Source organism: Leisingera sp. S232 (assembly GCF_049800895.1).
Classification (GTDB): domain Bacteria; phylum Pseudomonadota; class Alphaproteobacteria; order Rhodobacterales; family Rhodobacteraceae; genus Leisingera.
The window spans coordinates 17,014-37,792 of record NZ_JBNAFX010000039.1 but is presented as its reverse complement, the minus strand read 5'-3'; the positions used below and the strand labels follow the sequence as shown (position 1 = coordinate 37,792).

General features: G+C 56.9%; 19 protein-coding genes, 1 tRNA gene and 1 pseudogene. 11 read left to right on the top strand and 10 right to left on the bottom strand.

Features of this window, described 5'->3' with window-relative positions; all coding sequences use genetic code 11:
* On the bottom strand, positions 1–255 hold a 255-nt coding region (locus ACP151_RS18420), incomplete at its 3' end, for a transposase (protein ID WP_424978662.1).
* 78 nt (positions 256–333) lie between these two features.
* On the opposite strand from ACP151_RS18420, the gene ACP151_RS18415 reads away from it, so the two are divergent.
* A complete protein-coding gene (locus tag ACP151_RS18415; protein WP_424980350.1) occupies positions 334–1,140 on the top strand; it encodes a hypothetical protein in 807 nt (268 codons plus the stop codon).
* A 200-nt stretch (positions 1,141–1,340) separates the two neighbouring features.
* Positions 1,341–1,556, top strand: a complete 216-nt coding sequence (locus ACP151_RS18410) for a hypothetical protein (RefSeq protein ID WP_424980349.1) — start codon at positions 1,341–1,343, stop codon at positions 1,554–1,556.
* Between the two features lie 13 nt (positions 1,557–1,569).
* On the opposite strand, the gene ACP151_RS18405 is transcribed toward ACP151_RS18410, so the two are convergent.
* On the bottom strand, positions 1,570–2,178 hold the full coding sequence (locus tag ACP151_RS18405; protein ID WP_424980348.1) for a recombinase family protein: 609 nt from the start codon (positions 2,176–2,178) through the stop codon (positions 1,570–1,572).
* Positions 2,179–2,392: 214 nt separating this feature from the next.
* On the opposite strand from ACP151_RS18405, the gene ACP151_RS18400 reads away from it, so the two are divergent.
* From ACP151_RS18400 to ACP151_RS18365, 8 genes are all read left to right on the top strand, one after another.
* Positions 2,393–3,874, top strand: a complete 1,482-nt coding sequence (locus tag ACP151_RS18400) for an AAA family ATPase (RefSeq protein ID WP_424980354.1) — start codon at positions 2,393–2,395, stop codon at positions 3,872–3,874.
* Positions 3,874–4,686, top strand: a complete 813-nt coding sequence (locus tag ACP151_RS18395) for a retron system putative HNH endonuclease (RefSeq protein WP_424980347.1) — start codon at positions 3,874–3,876, stop codon at positions 4,684–4,686. Before ACP151_RS18400 ends, ACP151_RS18395 begins: the two co-directional genes overlap by 1 nt.
* Positions 4,687–5,330: 644 nt before the next feature.
* Positions 5,331–6,893 carry an ABC transporter substrate-binding protein gene (locus ACP151_RS18390; RefSeq protein WP_424980346.1) on the top strand — a complete coding sequence of 521 codons (1,563 nt, stop codon included), beginning with the start codon at positions 5,331–5,333 and terminating at the stop codon, positions 6,891–6,893.
* 145 nt (positions 6,894–7,038) lie between these two features.
* Positions 7,039–8,019, top strand: coding sequence for an ABC transporter permease (locus tag ACP151_RS18385; protein ID WP_424980345.1), 981 nt, complete (start codon positions 7,039–7,041; stop codon positions 8,017–8,019).
* Positions 8,016–8,966 (top strand): ABC transporter permease, encoded by a 951-nt coding sequence (locus tag ACP151_RS18380; RefSeq protein ID WP_424980344.1) that lies wholly within the window; start codon positions 8,016–8,018, stop codon positions 8,964–8,966. Before ACP151_RS18385 ends, ACP151_RS18380 begins: the two co-directional genes overlap by 4 nt.
* Positions 8,967–8,970: 4 nt before the next feature.
* Positions 8,971–9,966, top strand: a complete 996-nt coding sequence (locus tag ACP151_RS18375) for an ABC transporter ATP-binding protein (RefSeq protein WP_424980343.1) — start codon at positions 8,971–8,973, stop codon at positions 9,964–9,966.
* Positions 9,963–11,006: an ABC transporter ATP-binding protein gene (locus ACP151_RS18370; protein ID WP_424980342.1), complete on the top strand. Its 1,044-nt coding sequence runs from the start codon at positions 9,963–9,965 to the stop codon at positions 11,004–11,006. The genes ACP151_RS18375 and ACP151_RS18370 overlap by 4 nt, the downstream gene beginning before the upstream one ends.
* 14 nt (positions 11,007–11,020) lie before the next feature.
* Positions 11,021–11,941, top strand: coding sequence for a LysR family transcriptional regulator (locus ACP151_RS18365; RefSeq protein WP_424980341.1), 921 nt, complete (start codon positions 11,021–11,023; stop codon positions 11,939–11,941).
* Between the two features lie 257 nt (positions 11,942–12,198).
* Here ACP151_RS18365 and ACP151_RS18360 read toward each other — a convergent pair whose 3' ends face one another.
* The 6 genes and pseudogenes from ACP151_RS18360 to ACP151_RS18335 all read right to left on the bottom strand — a co-directional run.
* Positions 12,199–13,494: an amidohydrolase family protein gene (locus ACP151_RS18360; protein ID WP_424980340.1), complete on the bottom strand. Its 1,296-nt coding sequence runs from the start codon at positions 13,492–13,494 to the stop codon at positions 12,199–12,201.
* A gap of 26 nt (positions 13,495–13,520) precedes the next feature.
* The gene (locus ACP151_RS18355; RefSeq protein ID WP_424980353.1) at positions 13,521–14,462 is read right to left on the bottom strand and encodes an ABC transporter permease; all 942 of its coding nucleotides are present in this window, start codon (positions 14,460–14,462) and stop codon (positions 13,521–13,523) included.
* Positions 14,462–15,529, bottom strand: coding sequence for an ABC transporter permease (locus ACP151_RS18350; protein WP_424980339.1), 1,068 nt, complete (start codon positions 15,527–15,529; stop codon positions 14,462–14,464). Before ACP151_RS18350 ends, ACP151_RS18355 begins: the two co-directional genes overlap by 1 nt.
* Positions 15,526–17,043 carry an ABC transporter ATP-binding protein gene (locus ACP151_RS18345; RefSeq protein WP_424980338.1) on the bottom strand — a complete coding sequence of 506 codons (1,518 nt, stop codon included), beginning with the start codon at positions 17,041–17,043 and terminating at the stop codon, positions 15,526–15,528. The genes ACP151_RS18350 and ACP151_RS18345 overlap by 4 nt, the downstream gene beginning before the upstream one ends.
* A gap of 38 nt (positions 17,044–17,081) precedes the next feature.
* Complete coding sequence (locus ACP151_RS18340; protein WP_424980337.1) at positions 17,082–18,071, bottom strand: BMP family protein; 990 nt, start codon at positions 18,069–18,071, stop codon at positions 17,082–17,084.
* 237 nt (positions 18,072–18,308) lie between these two features.
* Positions 18,309–18,398: pseudogene (locus tag ACP151_RS18335) on the bottom strand (integrase); the annotation flags it as partial.
* A gap of 76 nt (positions 18,399–18,474) precedes the next feature.
* Here ACP151_RS18335 and ACP151_RS18330 point away from each other — a divergent pair.
* Entirely contained in the window at positions 18,475–18,600 is a 126-nt protein-coding gene (locus tag ACP151_RS18330; protein ID WP_424980355.1) for a hypothetical protein, read from the top strand.
* Positions 18,601–19,345: 745 nt separating this feature from the next.
* Here the strand turns inward: ACP151_RS18330 and ACP151_RS18325 are convergent.
* Together ACP151_RS18325 and leuB are read right to left on the bottom strand one after the other, a co-directional pair.
* Positions 19,346–19,422, bottom strand: a tRNA-Pro gene (locus ACP151_RS18325).
* 174 nt (positions 19,423–19,596) lie between these two features.
* Entirely contained in the window at positions 19,597–20,700 is a 1,104-nt protein-coding gene (gene leuB, locus ACP151_RS18320; RefSeq protein WP_424980336.1) for a 3-isopropylmalate dehydrogenase, read from the bottom strand.
* Positions 20,701–20,779: the final 79 nt, after the last annotated feature.

Genomic DNA, 20,779 nt, shown 5'->3' with positions numbered 1-20,779 from the left:
TCCCGCCATCTTCAGCAGGCTCGCAACCATACCGGACGTTTGCCGCAATGGCAGGCCGAACAATACCTTCACACTAAGGCAGAACTGGATGGCCGCATCGGAGAAGGTCTCCGGTCGTCCGCGTTTGCCGCATCGCTCGGCGAACCAGGTCATGTCGCGGTCAAACCAGACCAGCAGAGAGCCGCGCTTTCGAAGTGATGCGTTATAGTTGGACCAGTTCGTTGTTCGATAGCGGGAAGAGGCAGGCTTCGGCATGCCGCCGATCTAACCTACGGGATTCGCAAAGTGAATCCTCTACGGCCTTTGTGCAACAACGCCCAAGCGGTCGCCCATATGGGGCGCAAAGGTCATGGTGTTATGGCGTTTGGGGCATTTGAGTTTGACTTGATGAGCCATGCTGAATTGACTTGTGATAAAAAGTCGAAGGCGCTGCTAGGAGAACTCGGTATCGTCGCGCCAGATTCTGGGGGGTGGGCACTAACAGGCCACTTCTTCATTCGAGCACCACATGTGGATGTACTGCAATCATGGCTCAACAAGCGCTTCCCATCTTCCACGCCAAAGTGGAACCGGGTTCGTTTTGATAGGATTCATGAGGACAAAGACCTTTCGGAAAGCGTATCCAGAATCCTGTCGTATGGGAGCAAAATGCCATCCTCATTGTTCGATGTGCCGACCCGCTCTACAAAGGGTCAGCAGCGACAAAAAGCAAACGCAAAGCTTCAAAATATGGCGACCGCATTCTATGGCGACATAGGGCTGTCACGAGCTAACGGCGCGGCGTTCGATGTCACCGCAGCCATTGTTCAGTGGGCCAAGTTCATTGATCGCGTTGGCCCAAAGATGGTGTACTATTCCATCGAAAGCACCCATGCGCAAATGTGGCTTTCCGATAGCGAGATCGGCTACCTGCGAAGCCAAGTCGATGACAGTATGGATTTGATCGAGTTCCGCCGGGATCGCTGCATCCCCGACCAGCGCCAGACGCACCCAAAGCTTGCAGGAAAGAAGCACAAGATCAAATCTCGACCACTGACCTATGATGCTGAGTGGAAGACGATGACTGACTGTTCCAAGCTGAATCCTGAAGTTGAATACCCCGACCTCACCGCATGGCTTCTCAAGAATTGTAATTTGTAGTCAGATGGTTGACTTGTATTGGTCCAGTTTGTTGCCGGGCTACCGGATGCCATATGAGGCAGACATGTTTTGCACAGTTACTATTGGATCGTATCAGAAGCATGTTGCCACACTGCCTGAGCCATCCGCCGATGGTTTGGGCCAGAACCACCTGCTGCGCCTCATAGTTCTTGGTAAATATCATGTAGGAGGAGCATTGAATGCCAAAAACACCACTAGGCCGAAGTTGGCCACTCATCGAGAAGATCAGCCCCAAGGCAGCGGCGCTTTTGCAGGAGGCTAATGAACTCGAAAGCATGACGATTGATTTCTCGGACATCTTCGAAACCAGCAGTCTGACCGCCGTCAAAGACGGCTTTCCAAGCGCCTGCTTCAAAAAGAAAGAATGGAAGCGCGGATCGCAGACCACCTCTTAGAGGTTAGAGATTGCTATGACATCATCGCGGTTTTCTCACGGTGATCCTTCAGTATACGAAACACAGATGCCCGCCCGATACTAAGCTGCTTGGCGATTTCATCTGGCCGAAAGCCCCGCTCTTTGAGTTTAAGCACCTCAGGGGTCTTGGCCCGGGCTGTGGGCTTTCGCCCCCGGTACTTCCCTTCCTTCTTTGCACGGGAAATTCCATATGCACGTCGCTCAGCCAATCTGTCCCTTTCAAACTGAGCAACGCAAACGAGCAGACGTGCTACGAGCATTTGGCTCGGGTCATCTGGATCAATTGGCCTCGGTGAGAGGTCAGGTAACAACCACATAACGTTACGATTGATCGGTCGATTGATGGCTTCTTCCGCAGCCGCAAGATCACGGAACGCGCGATCCATCTTAGCCGCTACTAGACACACCCGGCGATCTCCTGCGGCGGCCTGAGACGCTTCCTTAATCATCCGCTGGAACTCGGGCCGTTCACCACGGGTGGAAGCTTCCTCATAGTACATCCGAGTGCAGCCCTGCGCCTTCAATGTCTTGATCTGGTCATCCCAACCTGCCGCTTGTTCAACGCGGTTCACAGATACCCGCACGTAGCCCCACTTCTCCATAAAGTCTCTCCTGTATCACCAGCTTCTGGAACTAAGGATACTGTATCAATAGGATCCTGATTCGGCAATTTCGATACTCACTGAACACGAGCGGGTCACGTCTCTTTGGGGACGTCCCATGTGAGACACCTCGTAAGCGCGATGTGATTAAAACCTAGAAAACTTTTGACTAACTGGCGGTTCGGGTTCGTCGGGGTAATGGTGGGTGAGCCATATGCCCTTAGATGGACGCATCTTGTGGTTGCTGTTTGACACTGGCAATTGCACTCTGATCGGCTATACCTCATGGGAGATACCGAAGCTCTTAAGCCGCAGTGGAACACATGGTACGATGACTAACCGATTGATAGAAAAAATTGTGCTCAACGACTTTCGGTGTTTTCGGAGGCTAGAAGTCGATTTCGATGAAAACCTAACCGTTCTAGTTGGACGTAATGGCGGTGGGAAGACGGCTATTTTGGACGGAGTTGCTATCGCATTGGCTCCATTTGTTGGCGCGTTTGACGAAGGCCAAACTCGTGGGTTTGACGGATCAGACATCAGACAGTTTCAGCCAAGGCAGACAATTTCAAATGAAATGGAATACTCGCCTGACGGAGTAACGGTAACGGCATCGGGGGCATTTCCTTATAATTTTGATCCCGAGAACGATTCCGGAGAGACGATTGAATGGACAAGAAGAAGGGCTAAGCCGACTAGGTCAAGCACGACAATCAAAGAAGCAAAGAACCTTGTCAATTTGGGGCGTGTTGCGCAGAGGCGGGTGCGAACCGCCGGGAATTCCACCAATCTCCCGATATTTGCGTACTACGGTACAGGCCGCCTATGGCAAACAATTAAATTGACCAACAAAAAGCTTCAGCGGACTTCTCGAACAATCGGGTACTCTGACTGTCTTAACCCGGCATCTGATTACAAAATGATGTCAAATTGGTTTAGGTACTGGTCGATTGGTCACCTCAGCGAGATTTCCAAAATGAGCGATGAGACTTTTCATCGTGGGACTACTGAGTTTAGTGAGATGATGAAATCCGTTTCGTCTGCAGTAGATATCTGTCTGCGACCTGCCGGGTGGCGCAATTTTTCGTATTCTTTGGCGCTTGAAGAATTGGTCTGCTACCACGATGAGCACGGTCGCTTGCCGGTTTCGTATCTTAGCGATGGTGTGCGAAACATGATTGGCCTTGTGGCCGACATTGCGTTCAGAACAACAAAGCTAAATCCTCACTTGGGATCAAATGCCTCTAAGCAAACAAGTGGCGTAGTGCTAATCGATGAGGTGGATATGCACTTACACCCGAGTTGGCAGCATGAAGTACTAATTTCTCTTCGAGAAGCTTTCCCTCAAATCCAATTTATCGTTACCACACATAGCCCACAGGTCGTAAGTGCAGTCGAAGGCAAAAACATAAGAATACTCGATGAAGGTGAAGTGTTTAGTGCGCCAATCGGAACCGAAGGAGCCCGGGCTGGGCGTCTACTAAAAGACGTGTTCGACCTCCCGGATGATCGCCCGCAGAACACGAAGGCAGGTAAAGAACTCAAACGATATCTTGATCTCGTAGATGAAGGAAAGTGGGATTCAGATGAAGCAGTTGTTCTCCGCGAGGCTCTAGATGCCCGCTACAGGGGAAGTGAGCCCGACTTGATTGATGCAGATATAAGAATTTCTAACGAGAGGTGGGAGCGCGACTAGTGAAGCGTTTGGCTAGAGTTGCTGAACTCCCAGAGTTCAAAGAGTACCGAGAAAAGGAACCGCAAGCCGCTTGGGAGCACATGAAAAATGATGGCTTGAACAATGGCCGTGAAATTTTTCAGAACACCCGATTACGGTTGTTTGAAAGTCAGGGATCATTGTGCGCCTATTGCGAAATTTCTGTGGACGTCATGAATGATCCCAGAGGCGCGAGGGTCGAGCATTTCCACCCCAAATCCGATGATGCTGGAGTAAACTGGAATCTTGTTTGGGACAACTTGATGGGAGCATGTTCTGGAAACACCGTAACAGACCTAGAAGAACCGGCCTACAGAGCACCTCCAAAGAAGCATCTCAGTTGTGACGCCCACAAAGATCACCTAATTCAAACTGGAAAGCTCGATGAGGCGTGTGAGGGGCGAGTTTTAAACCCCTATGATCTACCCGCTTTTTCGAAACTATTTACAGTCAAGCAAAGCAGTGGAGAATTGGCTCCAGATGTTGAGGCTTGCGAAGCAACACCCAAATTTTGCGAGAGCCAAGCCGGGACAAACGTAGAGCTAGTTGAAAATACGATCAATGTCTTAAACTTGAACTGTGGACGATTATGTGACGCCAGAAAAACGGTTGTGCGACAGCTTAACCGCCAGCTACAGACAGAAAGGGAAGCGGGTAAATCCAAAAATCAAGCTCAACGGCTCCTTTCAGATCGTCATCTATCTAAGCGTTGGCCTCAGTTCTTCTCCACCTATCGCGTTATTTTGGGAAACGGCTTTGAAGAAGCGCTGCAAGACGTTGAGTATGATGGCTAGCTTCGGATGAGCGAGGGCCATAGGTTGTTTGACTTCGCTCGTTCACGACGACGATCTCAAGTTTTGACATGGCCGCCCTCGGACATCTTCTAAGGTCCGCTACTAAACGTCGGGATCGTGAAGGAACACAAGGAACCGAGGGTCAAGAGTTTAACACTTTGAACGTTTTGAATTCGGGCTGAAACGCCTTCGGGAGGCAGGGGGCATGAGTTCGAATCCTGACTAAGTAATCGAACCACCAGAACAATTGAATCAATGCACTTTGCTACAAGTAAGTGCTACAACTGAAATGTAGAAAAGTGATTAAGCCTATATAATATATAAGTTAAATGAACAGAGGTTAACATCCCTTCGTCTCCGCCATCACACAAAAAATTGGCGAATAATCTAGGATAGACAGTTCGGGATGTCCTTTTATTCGGGCGGCCTTCTTGATGTCTATGTTCAGGCTGTCAAATGCGGGTCTGTGGCTGGCGAGTCGGTTTGGAAAACGCGCGGCTGATGCCTAAGCCGTTGGACGGGATGCGATATTTAAATCTCGCATAGCTCCAATGTTCATCCTGCATACCTTATGCGATATCGGCATTTCACAGATTGAGGGCTGCGGGATAGCGTTGCGGCATAATCACAGGGGAGTATGCCTAATGACGAAATTTGTCAGAAGCCTGGCGGCTGCTGCAGCGGTGGCAATGGCACCCGTTGCCTATGCCGAAACCACCGTGCGGGTTGCCTATGACGCCGACCCGGTCTCGCTGGATCCGCATGAACAGCTGTCCGGCGGTACGCTGCAGCTGTCGCATATGGTCTTTGATCCGCTGGTGCGCTGGACACAGGACTTGCAGTTCGAGCCACGTCTGGCCGAAAGCTGGGAGCAGATCGACGCGACCACCATGCGCTTCAAGCTGCGCAGCGGCGTCACCTTTCACAGCGGTAACGCGCTGACGGCCAAGGATGTCGACTGGACCTTTGACCGGCTGAAGGAAAGCGATGATTTCAAGGCGATCTTTGCTCAGTTCACTGACGTAGAAGTCGTCGATGACATGACTTTCGACCTCAAGACCTCGGAGCCGTATCCGCTGGTCCTGCACACTGCTACCTACATTTTCCCGATGGACAGCGCGTTCTACAGCGGCACCACCGATGACGGCAAGGACCGGGGTGAGATCGTCAAGCATGGCGACAGTTTTGCCTCGCGCAATGTTTCCGGCACGGGCCCGTTTGTGGTTTCTGAGCGCGAGCAGGGCGTGCGCGTGGTTTTTGACCGCTATGACGGCTATTGGGACACCGCCAGCGGCGGCAACGTCGACAAGATCGTCCTGACCCCGATCAAAGAAGACCCGACCCGCGTGGCGGCCCTGCTGTCTGGCGATGTGGACTTTATCGCGCCGGTTCCGCCGACCGACCTGAAGCGTGTGGCGGATGCTGAAGGTGTTGATCTGATCACCATGCCGGGCACCCGTATCATCACCTTCCAGATGAACCAGAACCGGGTCGAAGCCTTCAAGGACGCTCGGGTCCGCCAGGCAATTGACTATGCGGTGAACAATGCAGGCATCGTTGACCGCATCATGCGCGGTTTCGGCACCGTGGGTGCGCAGGCCAGCCCGGCCGGCTATCTGGGCTATGATGAAGCCCTGGCACCGCGTTTCGATCTGGAAAAAGCCAAAGCCCTGATGGCTGAGGCGGGTTATGCCGATGGTTTCTCGATCACCATGATGGCGCCGAACAACCGCTATGTGAACGACGACAAGATCGCGCAGGCGGTGGCTTCGATGCTGGCACAGATCAACATCAAGGTAGACCTGCAGACCATGCCCAAGGCGCAGTACTGGCCGACCTTCGACGAGCGCGCAGCGGATATGATGATGATCGGCTGGCATTCGGATACCGAGGATTCCGCGAACTTCCACCAGTTCCTGACCGCCTGCCCGGATGATGCCACCGGCAACGGCCAGTATAATTCGGGCAATTATTGCAACCCGGAAGCCGACGCGCTGATGAATGCTGCGAACGCGGAGACAGATCCGGCCAAGCGTGGGGAAATGCTGCAGAAACTGGAAGGCATCCTGTATGAAGAAGCCGCCTTTATCCCGCTGCACTGGCAGAACCTGGCATGGGGTTCCAAATCGGGCATGAACTCGGCCGACATCGTGAATGCGCTGAACTTTCCCTACTTCGGTGACCTGATTGTCGAAACCGGCAGCTAAGCACTGAACTCTTCCGGGCCGGTCTCCTCCGGCTGGCCCGGATCTTTCAAAAAACAAGCCGCCGTCCAGGCTGCGCTTGCAGGTTTCGCTGACCCTTGGGACAATGCGGCCTGCTCAGTAATCAAATTCTACAAAGGTCGGGAAGATGTTTGCCTATCTCGCAAAGCGAGTCATTCAGGCGGTTGCCGTGATGTTTGTCATCTCGCTGATTGCCTTTGCCATCCAGGGCAACCTGGGCGATCCGCTGCGCGAGCTGGTCGGGCAGTCGGTTTCGGAAGAAGTGCGCCAGCAGTTGCGCGACGAAATGGGGCTGAACGACAGCTTCGTGACGCAATACCTGCGGTTTGCAGGCAATGCGCTGCAGGGCGACCTGGGTACGTCCTACTTCTTCAAGGAGCCGGCGCTGGACGTGATCCTGAAGAAATTGCCCGCCACGCTGGAACTGGTGTTCGGCGCGACGCTGATCATCGTTGGCTTGTCGGTGCCGCTGGGCGTTTATACCGCGATCAAACCGGACAGTATCCTGAGCCGCATCATCATGGGGCTGTCAATTGTCGGCATCTCGATCCCGGTGTTCCTGACCGCGATCCTGATGATCTTTGTCTTCTCGGTGGAATACGGCTGGCTTCCCTCTTATGGGCGCGGCGAGACCGTGCAGGTCTGGGGGTATTGGCAAACCAATTTTGCCACCGCTGACGGCTGGCTGCACATCATTCTGCCGTCGATTGCACTGGCCTCGATCATGCTGCCGCTGTTTGTCCGCCTGATCCGGGCTGAAATGATGGAAGTGCTGCAATCTGAATATGTGAAATACGCCAAGGCCAAGGGCATCAACCCGTGGCGGATCTACTTTGTGCATGCGCTGAAGAACACGCTCTTGCCGGTGATCACAGTGGGCGGTGTGCAGATCGGCACTATGGTGGCTTATACGATCCTGACGGAGACAGTGTTCCAGTGGCCGGGAATGGGGTTCATGTTCCTTGAGGCAGTGAACCGCGTCGATACCCCGCTGATCGTGGCATATCTGATTGTTGTCGGCTTTATCTTTGTGGTCACCAACACCATCGTTGACCTGATCTACGGGTTGGTGAACCCGACCGTAAACATCGCGAGGATGGGCGCATGAGCACTGAAACGCTGAACCCGAAATCTGAGCCTTCCCGCTGGTCCAGAGCCTGGAATTCCAACATGGGCTACAGTTTCCGCCGCAACCCGGTGGCCGTGGTCAGCATGATTGTATTCCTGCTGATTGCCGTGGCTTCCTTTCTGGCGCCGCTTATTGCGCCTTACGATCCCTATGATCCGGCGCAGATTGATATCATGAATTCCGAATATCCGCCCGCTTGGATCAACGGGTCGCTGCCGGGGTTTATTCTAGGCACTGACGACCAGGGCCGGGATCTGTGGTCGACGATCCTTTATGGCACCCGCCTGTCGCTGCTGATCGGTATCTGCGCTGTGGCACTGCAGGCATTCCTGGGCATTTCCATCGGCCTGATCGCCGGGTATGTCGGCGGTCGGCTGGACAGTCTCCTGATGCGGCTTGCGGACATACAGCTGTCGTTCTCGACATTGATGGTGGCGATCATCTTTCTGGCCGTGACCCAGGCGATGTTCGGCACGGACACCTTCAACAAATATGCGGTGGTGTTCCTGATCGCCGTGATCGGGGTGGCGGAATGGCCGCAATATGCCCGCACCGTGCGCGCCACCGTTCTGGCCGAGAAGAAGAAGGAATATGTCGACAGCGCCCGCGTGCTTGGCTTTGGTCCAATGCGGATCATGGTGCGGCATATCCTGCCGAACTCATTGTCGCCGATCTTTGTGATCTCCACTGTGCAGGTCGCCAATGCGATCATCTCCGAGGCGTCGCTCAGCTTCCTGGGGCTGGGCATGCCGCCAAGCCAGCCGTCGCTGGGCTCGCTGATCTCCTCCGGCTTCGACTACATCTTTTCCGGCAGCTGGTGGATCACCGCCATTCCGGGGGTGGTGCTGGTGGTGCTGGTCCTTGTCATCAACCTGCTGGGCGACTGGATGCGCGACGTCCTGAACCCGAAACTTTACAAGGGGTAACGCGATGAGCCTACTTTCCGTTCGCGACCTCACCGTCAAATTCGCCATGCGCGACCAGACGGTTACTGCCCTCAACGGCATCTCCTTTGATCTGGCCAAGGGCGAACGCCTTGGCATCGTCGGCGAAAGCGGCGCGGGTAAGTCGATCACCGGGTTCTCGCTGATGAACCTGCTGAGCCGCCCGGGCTATATCGACAGCGGCAAGATCCTGTTTGATGGCGAAGATGTTGTTCAGATGAACAACAAGAAGCTGCGCAATCTGCGCGGCAACCGGATGGCGATGATCTTTCAGGACCCGATGGTGACGCTGAACCCGGTCCTGACCATCGGCCAGCAGATGATCGAAACCCTGATGGCGCATCGCAAGCTGAGCCGCGAAGAGGCGCGCCAGATTGCCATCGTCAAGCTGCGTGAAGTCTATATCCCGTCGCCGGAAGAGCGGTTGGAGCAGTATCCGCACGAGCTGTCTGGCGGTATGCGCCAGCGGATCATCATTGCGATTGCGCTGCTTTTGGACCCGCAACTGATCATCGCCGATGAGCCGACCACTGCGCTGGATGTGACTATTCAGGCAGACATCATGGAGCTGATGCTGGAGCTGTGCCAGTCCAATCAGGTGGGGTTGATCTTGATCACCCACGACCTGGGTGTGGTCAGCCAGATGACCGAACGCACGCTGGTGATGTATGCCGGCCGGATCATTGAATCCGGGCGCACCCGCGAGATCATCAATGATCCGCAGCACCCCTATACTCAGGGGCTGATAAATGCGCTGCCGCAGCAGACCCTGCCAGGCCAGCGGCTGAAGCAGATCCCGGGCAACATGCCAGGGCTGGTCAGCATTCCTGCCGGCTGTGCTTTCAACCCGCGCTGCAAATATGCAACCGACTTTTGCCGCAGCCGGGTGCCCGAAACCGAGCATTACGGCAAGGTTGAGGTGGCCTGCCACGAGGTGCAGCGCCTGAACAGCGATGAAGACCGTCAGGAGGCCCAGGCATGAGTGACGCAAACACAGACCGCCCATTGCTGGAGATCCAGAACCTGGAAAAACGGTTCGACCTTGATCAGGGCTTTCTCGAAACGTTGAAATTCAAGCAAGGCAGGATCGTACGCGAAAGCCGTTCAGTCCATGCGGTGAACAATATTTCGCTGGAAGCCCGCAAGGGCGAGGCGTTGTGCATCGTGGGTGAATCCGGCTGCGGCAAATCCACCGTGGCGCGGCTGGTGGCAGGGCTGCTGACCCCATCAGCTGGCGAGATCCGCTATGGCGGCCAGCGTATCGACAACCTGTCGCGCGCTGGCATGCAGCCCCTGCGCAAGAAGATCCAGATGATCTTCCAGAATCCCTACGCCTCGCTCAACCCGCGTATGACCATCCGGCAGGCGCTGGAAGAACCGGTGCGCCATCACAATCCCGGCGTCTCGGCGGGCGAGGTGCGCGACAAGGTGACTGAGGTGATGATGTCGGTTGGCGTCGATCCCAGCTGGGCGAAACGCTACCCGCATGAATTCTCCGGCGGCCAGCGCCAGCGGATCGCCATTGCCCGCGCCTTGACTGTGGACCCAGAGTTCATCATCGCGGATGAGCCGATCAGCGCCCTGGATGTCTCAATCCAGGCGCAGGTGCTGAACCTGATGCTGGAGGCCAAGGAAAGCCGCGGCCTTACCTATCTGTTCATCACCCACGATCTGAGCGTGGTGGAGCATTTCGGCACCCGCGTTGCAGTGCTTTACCTTGGGTCGGTTTGTGAGGTGGCAGACACGCAGACATTGTTCTCCAACCCCAAACACCCCTATACTCGGGCCTTGCTGTCCGCAGTGCCGCAACTGAAGGACGACCGGCCGAACCATATCCGCCTCAAAGGTGAGATTCCGACGCCGATCAACCTGCCGCAAGGCTGCCCGTTCCAAAGCCGCTGCGCTTTTGCGGACACACGATGCAAAAGTGAAAAGCCCAAAGCCATTCACCAGCCCGACGGCAGCACAGTTGCGTGCCACGCTGTCGAAGAAGACAGGCTGGAAGCAGTGGCTGCCGGTTAAGGCAGGACGCTCAGTTGGACATCATCTGGCTCAAAGATTTCGAGGCCCTGGTCGCGTGCAAGAATTTCTCGCGCGCGGCTGAAGAACGGAATGTCAGCCAGCCGGCCTTCTCCCGCCGCATCCGGGCGCTGGAGAATGATATCGGTGTGCGGCTGATCAACCGTGAAACGCTGCCGCTGACACTGACCCCGGCAGGGGAGGTGTTCCTGTCACAGTCGCGCATCATGCTGCGCACCTACGAGGAAACCATCGAACGCTGCCAGACCATTGATGCGGCGGCTGAAAACGTGATCCGCTTCGCTGCATCGCAGTCGCTGTATATGACCCATTACAAGACCCTGATTGCGCCCCTGGCCAGCGAGGGTGGGGTGGATACCGACCTGAACTCCACGTCCTGGGCAGCTGATCAGTTCGTCAGTGCGCTGCAGCAGGGGTACTGCGACGTGATCCTGACGTATTGGCACCCTTCGATGGACTTTCTGGGGCCATTGGAAGTCGCCAACTTCGAGTATCTGACGCTGTCCACGGACCGCTATGTGCCGGTCTCGCGCACCACCACGGATGGGGCTCCGGAGTTTGCTTTCAAACCCGGCAGCAAAGACGCGGTGCCTTTGCTTTCTTATGGTGCTGTATCTGCGCTGCGTTCGGTGCAGGAATTTGCCCTGACGCGGCTGCTACCTGACCAAAAGGTGTTTATCGTCAACCAGAACGCGCTGGCCAATAGTGTCAAGGCGATGATTCAGGAAGGGTTCGGCATGGGCTGGCTGCCGTTGAGCCTGTGCCGCCAGGAAATCAACGCGGGCCGGTTTGCGATTGTAGATGAACGGCTGGCCACTGATCTGGAAATCCGCCTTTACCGCGATCCGCGTGACTGCAAGAAGACGCTGGATGTGCTGTGGAAACAGCTGAAACGCACAGCGATGAAGTCCGATTAAGGCGGTCCGTTCGCCGACAGGAATGGAGACCCGGCGGCGGCGCGCAGAGTGTGTCGGTTTGCCCTGTCTTCAGAACAGTTCAGCCTCTGTCGGCCAGAAAAAGGCGCCCGTATTCATTGCCACGATGCAGCGCATGTCGCCGTACCAATCGTTCGTGGACGTTGACTTGCAGCAAACTGAAATCGTGCTTTCGCAGCCAAATGGCGCGACAGGCCAGGCGCCGGACGAAGCTGTCATCCCTTACCAACCGGCGCAGGTCAGTTCTTCATTCCATCCACGATCTGCGTTTCATTGAGAACCCGAGCGGCCTCACCTGGTTTGGTGATCTCATGCACCACTTGTGTAGACCGGGAAACCACTTGTCCCGCACGAATGACAGCTATCCTATGCGCCCGCAAGCGTATGGCGTCTATCTTGTCCTGCGCCTGCAGCAACACGAAATTCGCGTCTTTCCCCTTTGCGACCCCGTATCCCTGCAATCCCATGATCCGCGCGGAATTCTCTGTTACGGCGTCAAAGCACCAGCTCATATCATCACGGCTCGAAAGTTGCCCCACATGCAACCCCATGAAAGCCACGTCCAGCATGTCCGCCTTGCCCAGCGAATACCAAGGGTCCATTACGCAATCGGACCCGAAGCCAACCGCAATCCCCGCATCGCGCAACTCGCGAACCCGCGTCTGTCCGCGGCGTTTGGGATAGGTGTCGTGACGGCCCTGCAGCATGATATTGATCAGCGGGTTCGGGATTGCGTGAACTCCGGCTTCGGCGATCAGAGGGATCAGTTTGGACACATAGTAATTGTCCATGGAATGCATTGAAGTCAGATGTGATCCGGCCACACGGCCCTGCAAACCCAGGCGCTGGGTCTCATAGGCCAAGGTTTCGATGTGGCGGCTGTGGGGATCGTCGCTTTCGTCACAGTGCATATCCACCATCAGGCCACGGTCTGCCGCGATTTTGCACAGTTGACGGACGCTTTCGGCGCCATCCGCCATGGTGCGTTCGAAATGGGGGATGCCGCCGACGACATCCACTCCCATATCCAAGGCCCGGATGGTGTTCGCCAATGCTGCGGGATCACGCAGCACACCGTCCTGAGGGAAGGCAACCAGCTGCAGATCCAGATAGTCCTTCACCTTTTCACGCACCTCCAGCAACGCCTGAACGCCCTTCAGCTCATCATCGCAGGTATCCACATGGCTGCGGATTGCGCCGATGCCCTTGGCAACCGCCAAGTCGCAGTAGCGCAGCGCGCGCTCGATGATGTCGTCCACTGTCTGGACCGGCTTCAGCTCTCCCCACAGGGCGATGCCCTCCAGCAGCGTGCCGGACACATTCATCCGTGGCGTGCCAAGCGAGAGCGTTGCATCCATGTGGAAATGCGGGTCCACAAATGGTGGAGTGACCAGATAGCCCTCTGCCTCGATCACCTCCTTGGCCTCAGCGGTAATGGAGGCTTCGACAGCGGCGATCCTGCCATCCTTGCAGGCGATATCGACACCCGTTTGCCCGTCCGTCAGGCTGGCGTTTCTGACAATCAGGTCAAACATCAGGTTCTCCTTCCCAAAGCGGATTGTTAGCGCTGGCCCTTGAACCAGGGGGTCAGCAGCGCACGCGGATAGTCGGCAGAACGGGCTGCGATGACAAGCGCGATGATTGACAGGATATAGGGGGCCATCAGGAAGACCTGACCGGGCACCAGCGCACCCATTTCCGTCTGCAGGCGCACCTGCAGCGCATCGAACGCCCCGAACAGCAAGGCGCCGAACAATGCCTTGCCGGGCCGCCAGCTGGCAAAGATCACCAGCGCGATACAGACCCATCCGCGACCGTTCACCATGCCAAAGAAAAAGGCGTCAAAGGCGCTCATGGTCAGGAAGGCGCCGCCAAGCGCCATCAATGCTGACCCGGCAACAATCGCCCCGATACGCAGGCCGTAGACCGACAGCCCCTGCGCGTCGACGCTGTCAGGATTGTCTCCGACCGCCTGGATTGCCACACCCAGAGCCGTGCGGTTCATGACATACCAGACCAGGGCCACCATCAGCAGCGCGAGCCAGGTGAGCGCGGTCTGCTGGAACAGCACCGGTCCCAGAAACGGCAGATCCGACAGCAGCGGAATGTCCAGAGCCCTGAACGGTTCGATCCGCGGCGGCGAGGACACATCGGGCAAGGCGGTGCGGTAGGTGAAGTAGCTGACAGATGTGGCAAACAGGGTAATCCCCAGTCCGGATACATGCTGTGAAAGCCCCAGGGGAACCGTCAGCACCGCATGCAGCAGTCCAAACAGCGCTCCCGCCGCCGCCGCGGCAAGAACGCCGCCCCACAGACCGCCCCCCAGCCAGACCGCCATCCAGCCGCACATGGCGCCAACAACAAAAATCCCCTCGATCCCGAGGTTCAGGATGCCTGCTCGTTCGCAGATCAGGGCACCCAACACGCCAAAAATCAGTGGCGTGGCAATACGTAAGGAAGCTGCCCAGAAGCTTTCGCTCAGGAGAATGTTCAGAAGATCCATCATGATGCGACTTCCTTGGTGCGTAGAATACGGTATTTCGCCAGAAAGCCGCCGACCAGAACGCACAGCAGTGACATCGAGACAACGAGGTCCGCCAGAAAGGACGACACGCCCATCGCCCGGCTCATACTGTCGGCGCCCACAAACACTGAGGCAATGAACAAGGCAGCAACCACCACACCTACGGGTGACAGCCCGGCCAGCATCGCCACGACAATGCCGGTGTAGCCAAAACCCGGCGACAGATCCGAAGTCAGATACCCTTTCAGCCCCGCAACTTCGCTGACACCCGCCAGCCCGGCCAAAGCGCCAGAGATCGCGGCCACCCCGAACAGCGACCGGTTCACATTGATCCCCGCATGGCGGGCAGCGGCGGCGTTTTCCCCGACTGCCCGCAGCTTGAAGCCCCAGACGGACCGTGCCAGCATGAACTGAGCAATCCCTGCCAACACAAGTGCAATGATCAACCCGGAATGCACCCGCATCCGCTCCATTAGCGGCGGCAGCATGCCCTGATCCAGAATCGGTGCCGATTGCGGCCAGCCCAGCCCCATGGGGTCCTGCAGCGGGCCCTCCAGCATCATCTGAAGGAAGATCAGGATGATGAAGTTCAACAAGAGCGTCGTCACAACCTCGTCAGCGCCGAAGCGGACCTTCAAATAGGTCGGCGCCATCATACCTGCGGCACCGGCGCCGGCGCCCAGCAGAATAATCAGCGGCAGCAGCACAAAGCCCGGGGCGTCCAGGTATCCCGATCCGATGGCAACAACCGCCATGGCGCCAAGATACAGCTGCCCCTCAGCCCCGATGTTCCACAGCTTGGCACGAAAAGCCAAGGCAGCAGCAAGACCTGTGAAGATCAGCGGCGTGGCACGGGTCAGCATCTCGGACAGGGCAAAGACAGAACCGAAAACGCCCCTGATCATCTCGCCATAGGCGGTGATCGGGTTGGCTCCGGCGGCCAGCAGGGGAATGGCGGCAAGGGCCAGAGAAATTACAGCGGACAGGATGGGAATCCCAACAGCAAAGGCGCGGGACGGGTTCTCGCGCGGTTCAATGCGGATCATGCGGGTTCTCCTGCCATCATCAGCCCGATCTTTTCTCGGTCGTGGCTGCCTGCCTCTACCAGGTTGCCGTCGCGGATCACCATGATGCGGTCCGCAAGACCTAGGATTTCGTCAAGGTCCTCTGAAATCAGGACCACGCCCGCGCCGCGCTCCCGCGCTTCCAGCAGGCGCCGCCCCACCTCAGCTGCGGCGCCCATGTCCAGGCCGCGTGTCGGCTGGTTGGCCAGGATCAGCCGGGGCGCGCGCTCAAACACTCGCGCCAGGATCAGCTTCTGGATATTGCCGCCGGACAGCAGCCTAGAGGACGCCGCAACACCCGGCCCGCGCACGTCATAGGCCTGTGTCAGCCGCTCTGCATTGTCGCGAATGGCGTCCCGGCGCAGTAATCCGCGGGATTGCACCTCCGGATCATCCAGCCGTTCGATCACCATGTTCTCGGCGACACTCATGGCGCCAACGATGCCTTCGTGATGACGGTCCTCGGGGATGCGCCCGATACCTGCCTTCACCATGGCAGCCGGGCTGGGTTTCGCAACCTCAATGCCGTCAACCTGAACATGCCCTGCACTGGGCGCTGCCAGGCCGGAAATCACATTGGCCAGCGCGCTTTGCCCGTTGCCGGAAATCCCGGCAATGCCCAGGATCTCATGCGCGCGCACTGTGAGATCAACGCCTTTCAGCGTATCGCGCTTGGAACGTCCAGCGACGGAAACCTCCGTCAGGTTCAAGACTGGCCCGCCCGGCGCCATTTCTGTGCGGGCAACCTTGGGCGTATCCGCCCCGACCATCATCCGTGCGATTGCCTTCTCATCGGCATCAGCGGTGGCCATCTCGCCGACCTTCCGACCGTGCCGCAGCACTGCGATCCGGTCCGAGAACGCCAGAACCTCCCGCAGTTTGTGGCTGATGAAAATGACCGAGAGCCCCTCCCGCGTCATTGCTTTGATGTTTTCAAACAGCGTGTCCGCTTCCTGCGGCGTCAGCACTGCCGTGGGTTCGTCCAGCACCAGTATCCGGGCGTCGCGATAAAGCGCCTTCAGGATCTCCACGCGCTGGCGTTCGCCAACCGAAAGCCTGCCAACGGGCGTGTTCAGCGGTGCCTTCAAACCGCTGCGTTCGATGATCCCCTCGATCTTGGACCGCGCAGCCTGCCGGTTGCGCCGCAGCGCCAGCAAGGGCTCTGATCCCAAGGTGATGTTGTCCAGCGCATTGATGTTCTCGGCCAGGGCAAAATGCTGATGCACCATGCCCACACCGGCAGCCAGCGCCGCCTGCGGATGGCCCAGCGGCAGGGACTGCAGCACGCTGTTTTCATCCGCTACTTCGACACTGCCAGCGTCCGGCAGGTAGTGGCCGAACAGCATGTTCATCAGTGTGGTCTTGCCAGCGCCGTTTTCACCCAGCAGCGCAAGCACTTCGCCTTTGGCCAGCGTCAGGCTGACGTCGTCATTTGCCACAACCGGGCCGAAACGTTTGCTCAGCCCGTTGAGCCTTAGAACCGTGGAATTTGTCATGGGAAACAGGGTCGGCGCAAATGCCGACCCTTCTGCCATCAGTTGTCTGAAACCGGGCGGGCATCGTTCACGTTCACACGGAACAGCCCATCCAGAATTTCGGCTTCACGCGCCTTCACGGCGGCCGCGGTTTCAGCAGATACAAGGCTTTCGTCCATTACCAGTGAACCGCCACCATAGGCCATGAAACTGTACTGGCCATAATCCGCAGCGTCAAAGCTGCCGCCTGCCACATTTGCAACTGCCTTGTCGATGGTTGCTTCCATGTGCCAAAGGGCCGAAGCCATGATAGTGCCCGGATAGTCGCCCGATGTATCGATGACGTTGCCCACCGCCTTCACGCCGCGTTCAACGGCTGCGTCGGATACGCCAAAGCGTTCGGCGTACATCACGTCCGCGCCCGCATCCATCATCGCAAATGCGCTTTCCTTGGCCTTTGGCGGATCATACCAGCTGTCGATGAAGTTCACGATGAATTTCACATCCGGGTTCACTTCGCGCGCACCATCCATAAAAGCATGCATCAGGCGGTTCACCTCGGGAATGGCATATCCCCCGACCATGCCGATCACATTCGACTCCGTCGCGGCACCCGCAACCATGCCGGACAGGTAGGACGGCTCGTGGATCCAGTTGTCGAACACCGAGAAGTTCGGCGCAACCGGCCCAAAGGAAGATCCCATCAGAAAGGCGGTTTCAGGGTAGTCTTTTGCAACCTTGCGCGCCGCGCGCTCAAGTCCGAACACTTCACCAACGATCAGCTTCTGCCCCTGTTCGGCATACTCGCGCATCACCCGCTCATAGTCGGTATTGGCCACATTTTCCGAGAAGACATAGTCGATATCGCCACGCTCGGCTGCGGCGTTCAGAGCCTTGTGGATCCGGCTGATCCATTGCTGCTCGACGGGCAGCGTATAGATTGCTGCAACCTTGATCTTTTCGGCAACGGCAGCACCTGCGCTCAGCAAGCTCGCGCAAGCAAAGAAAACCGCAAGCACGGCTCTTCTTGTTAGTGAAGCATTTTTCATTGTTCCCTCCCATTTTTCGGCAGTGAAGCATTTTTTGACCAAACAATCAAATTTTTTTGATTTTACCCAGCAACGGCGATCCGGCCATCGATTCGAAGGTCGAGAAAATCTGTGAAAGAGAGAGGTTTCGTCGAGGCGCAGAAATTCTTGAACTGGGTTTGTTTCAAACCACCGCTGCAGCACGAATTTAGGTCTGGTTCCAATTGGCGAACGGCAAGTGGGGCCTGCCAACATGGTTCAAATGTCGATTTGCCCGGCGACGCATAGCGCGTCTTCAAGTTCGGCGCCAAGATATCTGACTGTGCTGTCAATCTTGGTATGTCCGAGCGGTCCTGCCGCCTGAAACTGGTCCGAAGGGAATGCGAATTCCTGGGTACATTCTGGCCAGAGAGGGAATGTACCGATGCCGAAGAAACGATTCGGCGACGAACTGATTGCATTTGCCCTGAGACAAGGGGAAGCCGGGGCGACGGTTGGCCATCCGCTGGAAATCACCCGTGGCTTTCGAAAAACTCGCTGCCAAACATGAGTTATACACCGAAACGAAAACGGCGCAGGTCCATCAAGATTCTCGCAGAAGCGATGTGGTTCCCGACGCCCAACTGCGAGAATTCCTGCCAGTCTACCGGTCCTAGAAAGCTCTTTAGGCGAGCCACTTTTGTTTCCTATGGCACCGAGGCCTTGATCGCGAAATTGCGCTTTAGGTGATGAAGGTACAAGTCCAGCAGGAAATCGATCCGACCGTCAATCGGGGCATCGAACGTACCACTTGAAAGAAACAGTGACAGCCTTCTTGCCGTGACACCCTCAGTGCGCGTGCTGCAACTCTTTTGAATGCGCTTTCTGCTTTCTGGGTCGCGCCACACGATGTTCCAGATGCCATCTGTACTACGCCTAAGTCTGTACTTGGGGGATCGTCTACTTTTAGGCAGGGTGCACTGGCTGGATATCGCATCAAGGAATTGGCATGAAAGGCGAAATGTCATTCTGCATTGCGTTGTCAGAAGTTTTACACTTCAAGCAGGCGCCAACCTTCCGTCTTTTTCGGTGTATTGGGCCGGTGCTAACTATTTGACCAGTGGGAAGCAAGTGTTGGCTATTGTCCTTGCTTCTCTCGAAGAAAGAGCGCGTGCATAGAGCCCAGCATGCTGCGGTTCTGGAGGGCAATGGTACAAGAGGCGTATTGGGAGAAGTCTAGTGTGCAACTCTTGCACGCTGAACACAGAGGTAACTCTGCGCCCTGGCTTTTAATTTATTGATCTTAATCAACAAATTGGTCGGAGTGAGAGGATTCGAACCTCCGACCCCTGCCTCCCGAAGACAGTGCTCTACCAGGCTGAGCTACACTCCGACCGTGGTGGGCGAAATAGCTCAGGGCGCGGGGTTTGACAAGGGCGATTTCTCAGAAAGATGCGGTTTTCAGGATTTCTTTTCTGCACCCTCAGCAGCCGCCTAAGCGCCGCGAAAAAGCCCCGCGCCGGCGGCCGGGCGGGGCTTTGCAGTCTTTCCGATTAACATAGGAAAATCAGATACTTGCGTCCAGTGCGGCAATCACAGCGTCGCCCATCTGGCTGGTGGAGACAGGCTCTACGCCTGCGCTGGCCAGCAGGTCTGCAGTGCGTACGCCATCGGCCAAAACCTTCTCGACCGCAGCCTCCAGCCGGTCGGCTTCGGCGCCCTGGTCAAAGCTGTAGCGCAGCGCCATGGCAAAGCTCAGGATGCAGGCAATCGGGTTGGCCTTGCCCTGGCCTGCGATGTCCGGGGCAGAGCCGTGCACGGGTTCATAGAGCGCCTTGGGGCGGCCGTTTTCCATCGGTGCGCCCAGCGAGGCAGAGGGCAGCATGCCCAAGGACCCGGTCAGCATTGCGGCGCAGTCGGACAGGATGTCCCCGAACAGGTTGTCGGTCAGGATCACGTCGAACTGCTTGGGGGCGCGCACCAGCTGCATGGCGCCGTTGTCGGCGTACATATGCGACAGCGCGACTTCCGGGTAATCGGCAGAAACGCGGGTCACAACCTCGCGCCACAGGATGCCGGATTCCATCACATTGGCCTTCTCCATCGAGCAGACCTTCTTGCCCCGGCGCATCGCCAGCTCAAATGCGGAGCGGGCTGCGCGCTCGATCTCGCTCTCGGTATAACGCTGCGTGTTGATGCCGACGCGCTCGTTGCCTTCTTCGAAGATGCCACGCGGCTCGCCAAAGTAGACGCCGGATGTCAGCTCGCGCACGATCATGATGTCGAGACCGGCGACGATGTCCTTCTTCAGCGAGGAGAAATCCGCCAACGCGTCAAAGCACTGGGCCGGGCGCAGGTTCGAAAAAAGGTCCATCTCCTTGCGCAGGCGCAGCAGGCCGCGTTCGGGTTTCACCGAGAAATCCAGATCGTCATAGGCAGGCCCGCCCACGGCGCCCAGCAGCACTGCGTCCGCTTCCTGTGCCTTTGCCATGGTCTCATCCGCCAGCGGCTTGCCGTGCTTGTCATAGGCCGCGCCGCCGACCAGATCCTCGCTCACATCGAACTGCAGGCCGCGCTTGCCGCCGAACCAGGTGATGATCTTGCGCACCTCGGTCATGACTTCGGGGCCGATCCCGTCGCCGGGCAGAATCAGAATCGATGGGTTGGGCATGGGGATCCTCCAAAAAACAGCTGGCAAGGGCGTAGCTGGACAGCGGCGCAGGGTCAATAACACCCCTTGGAAATAAAGG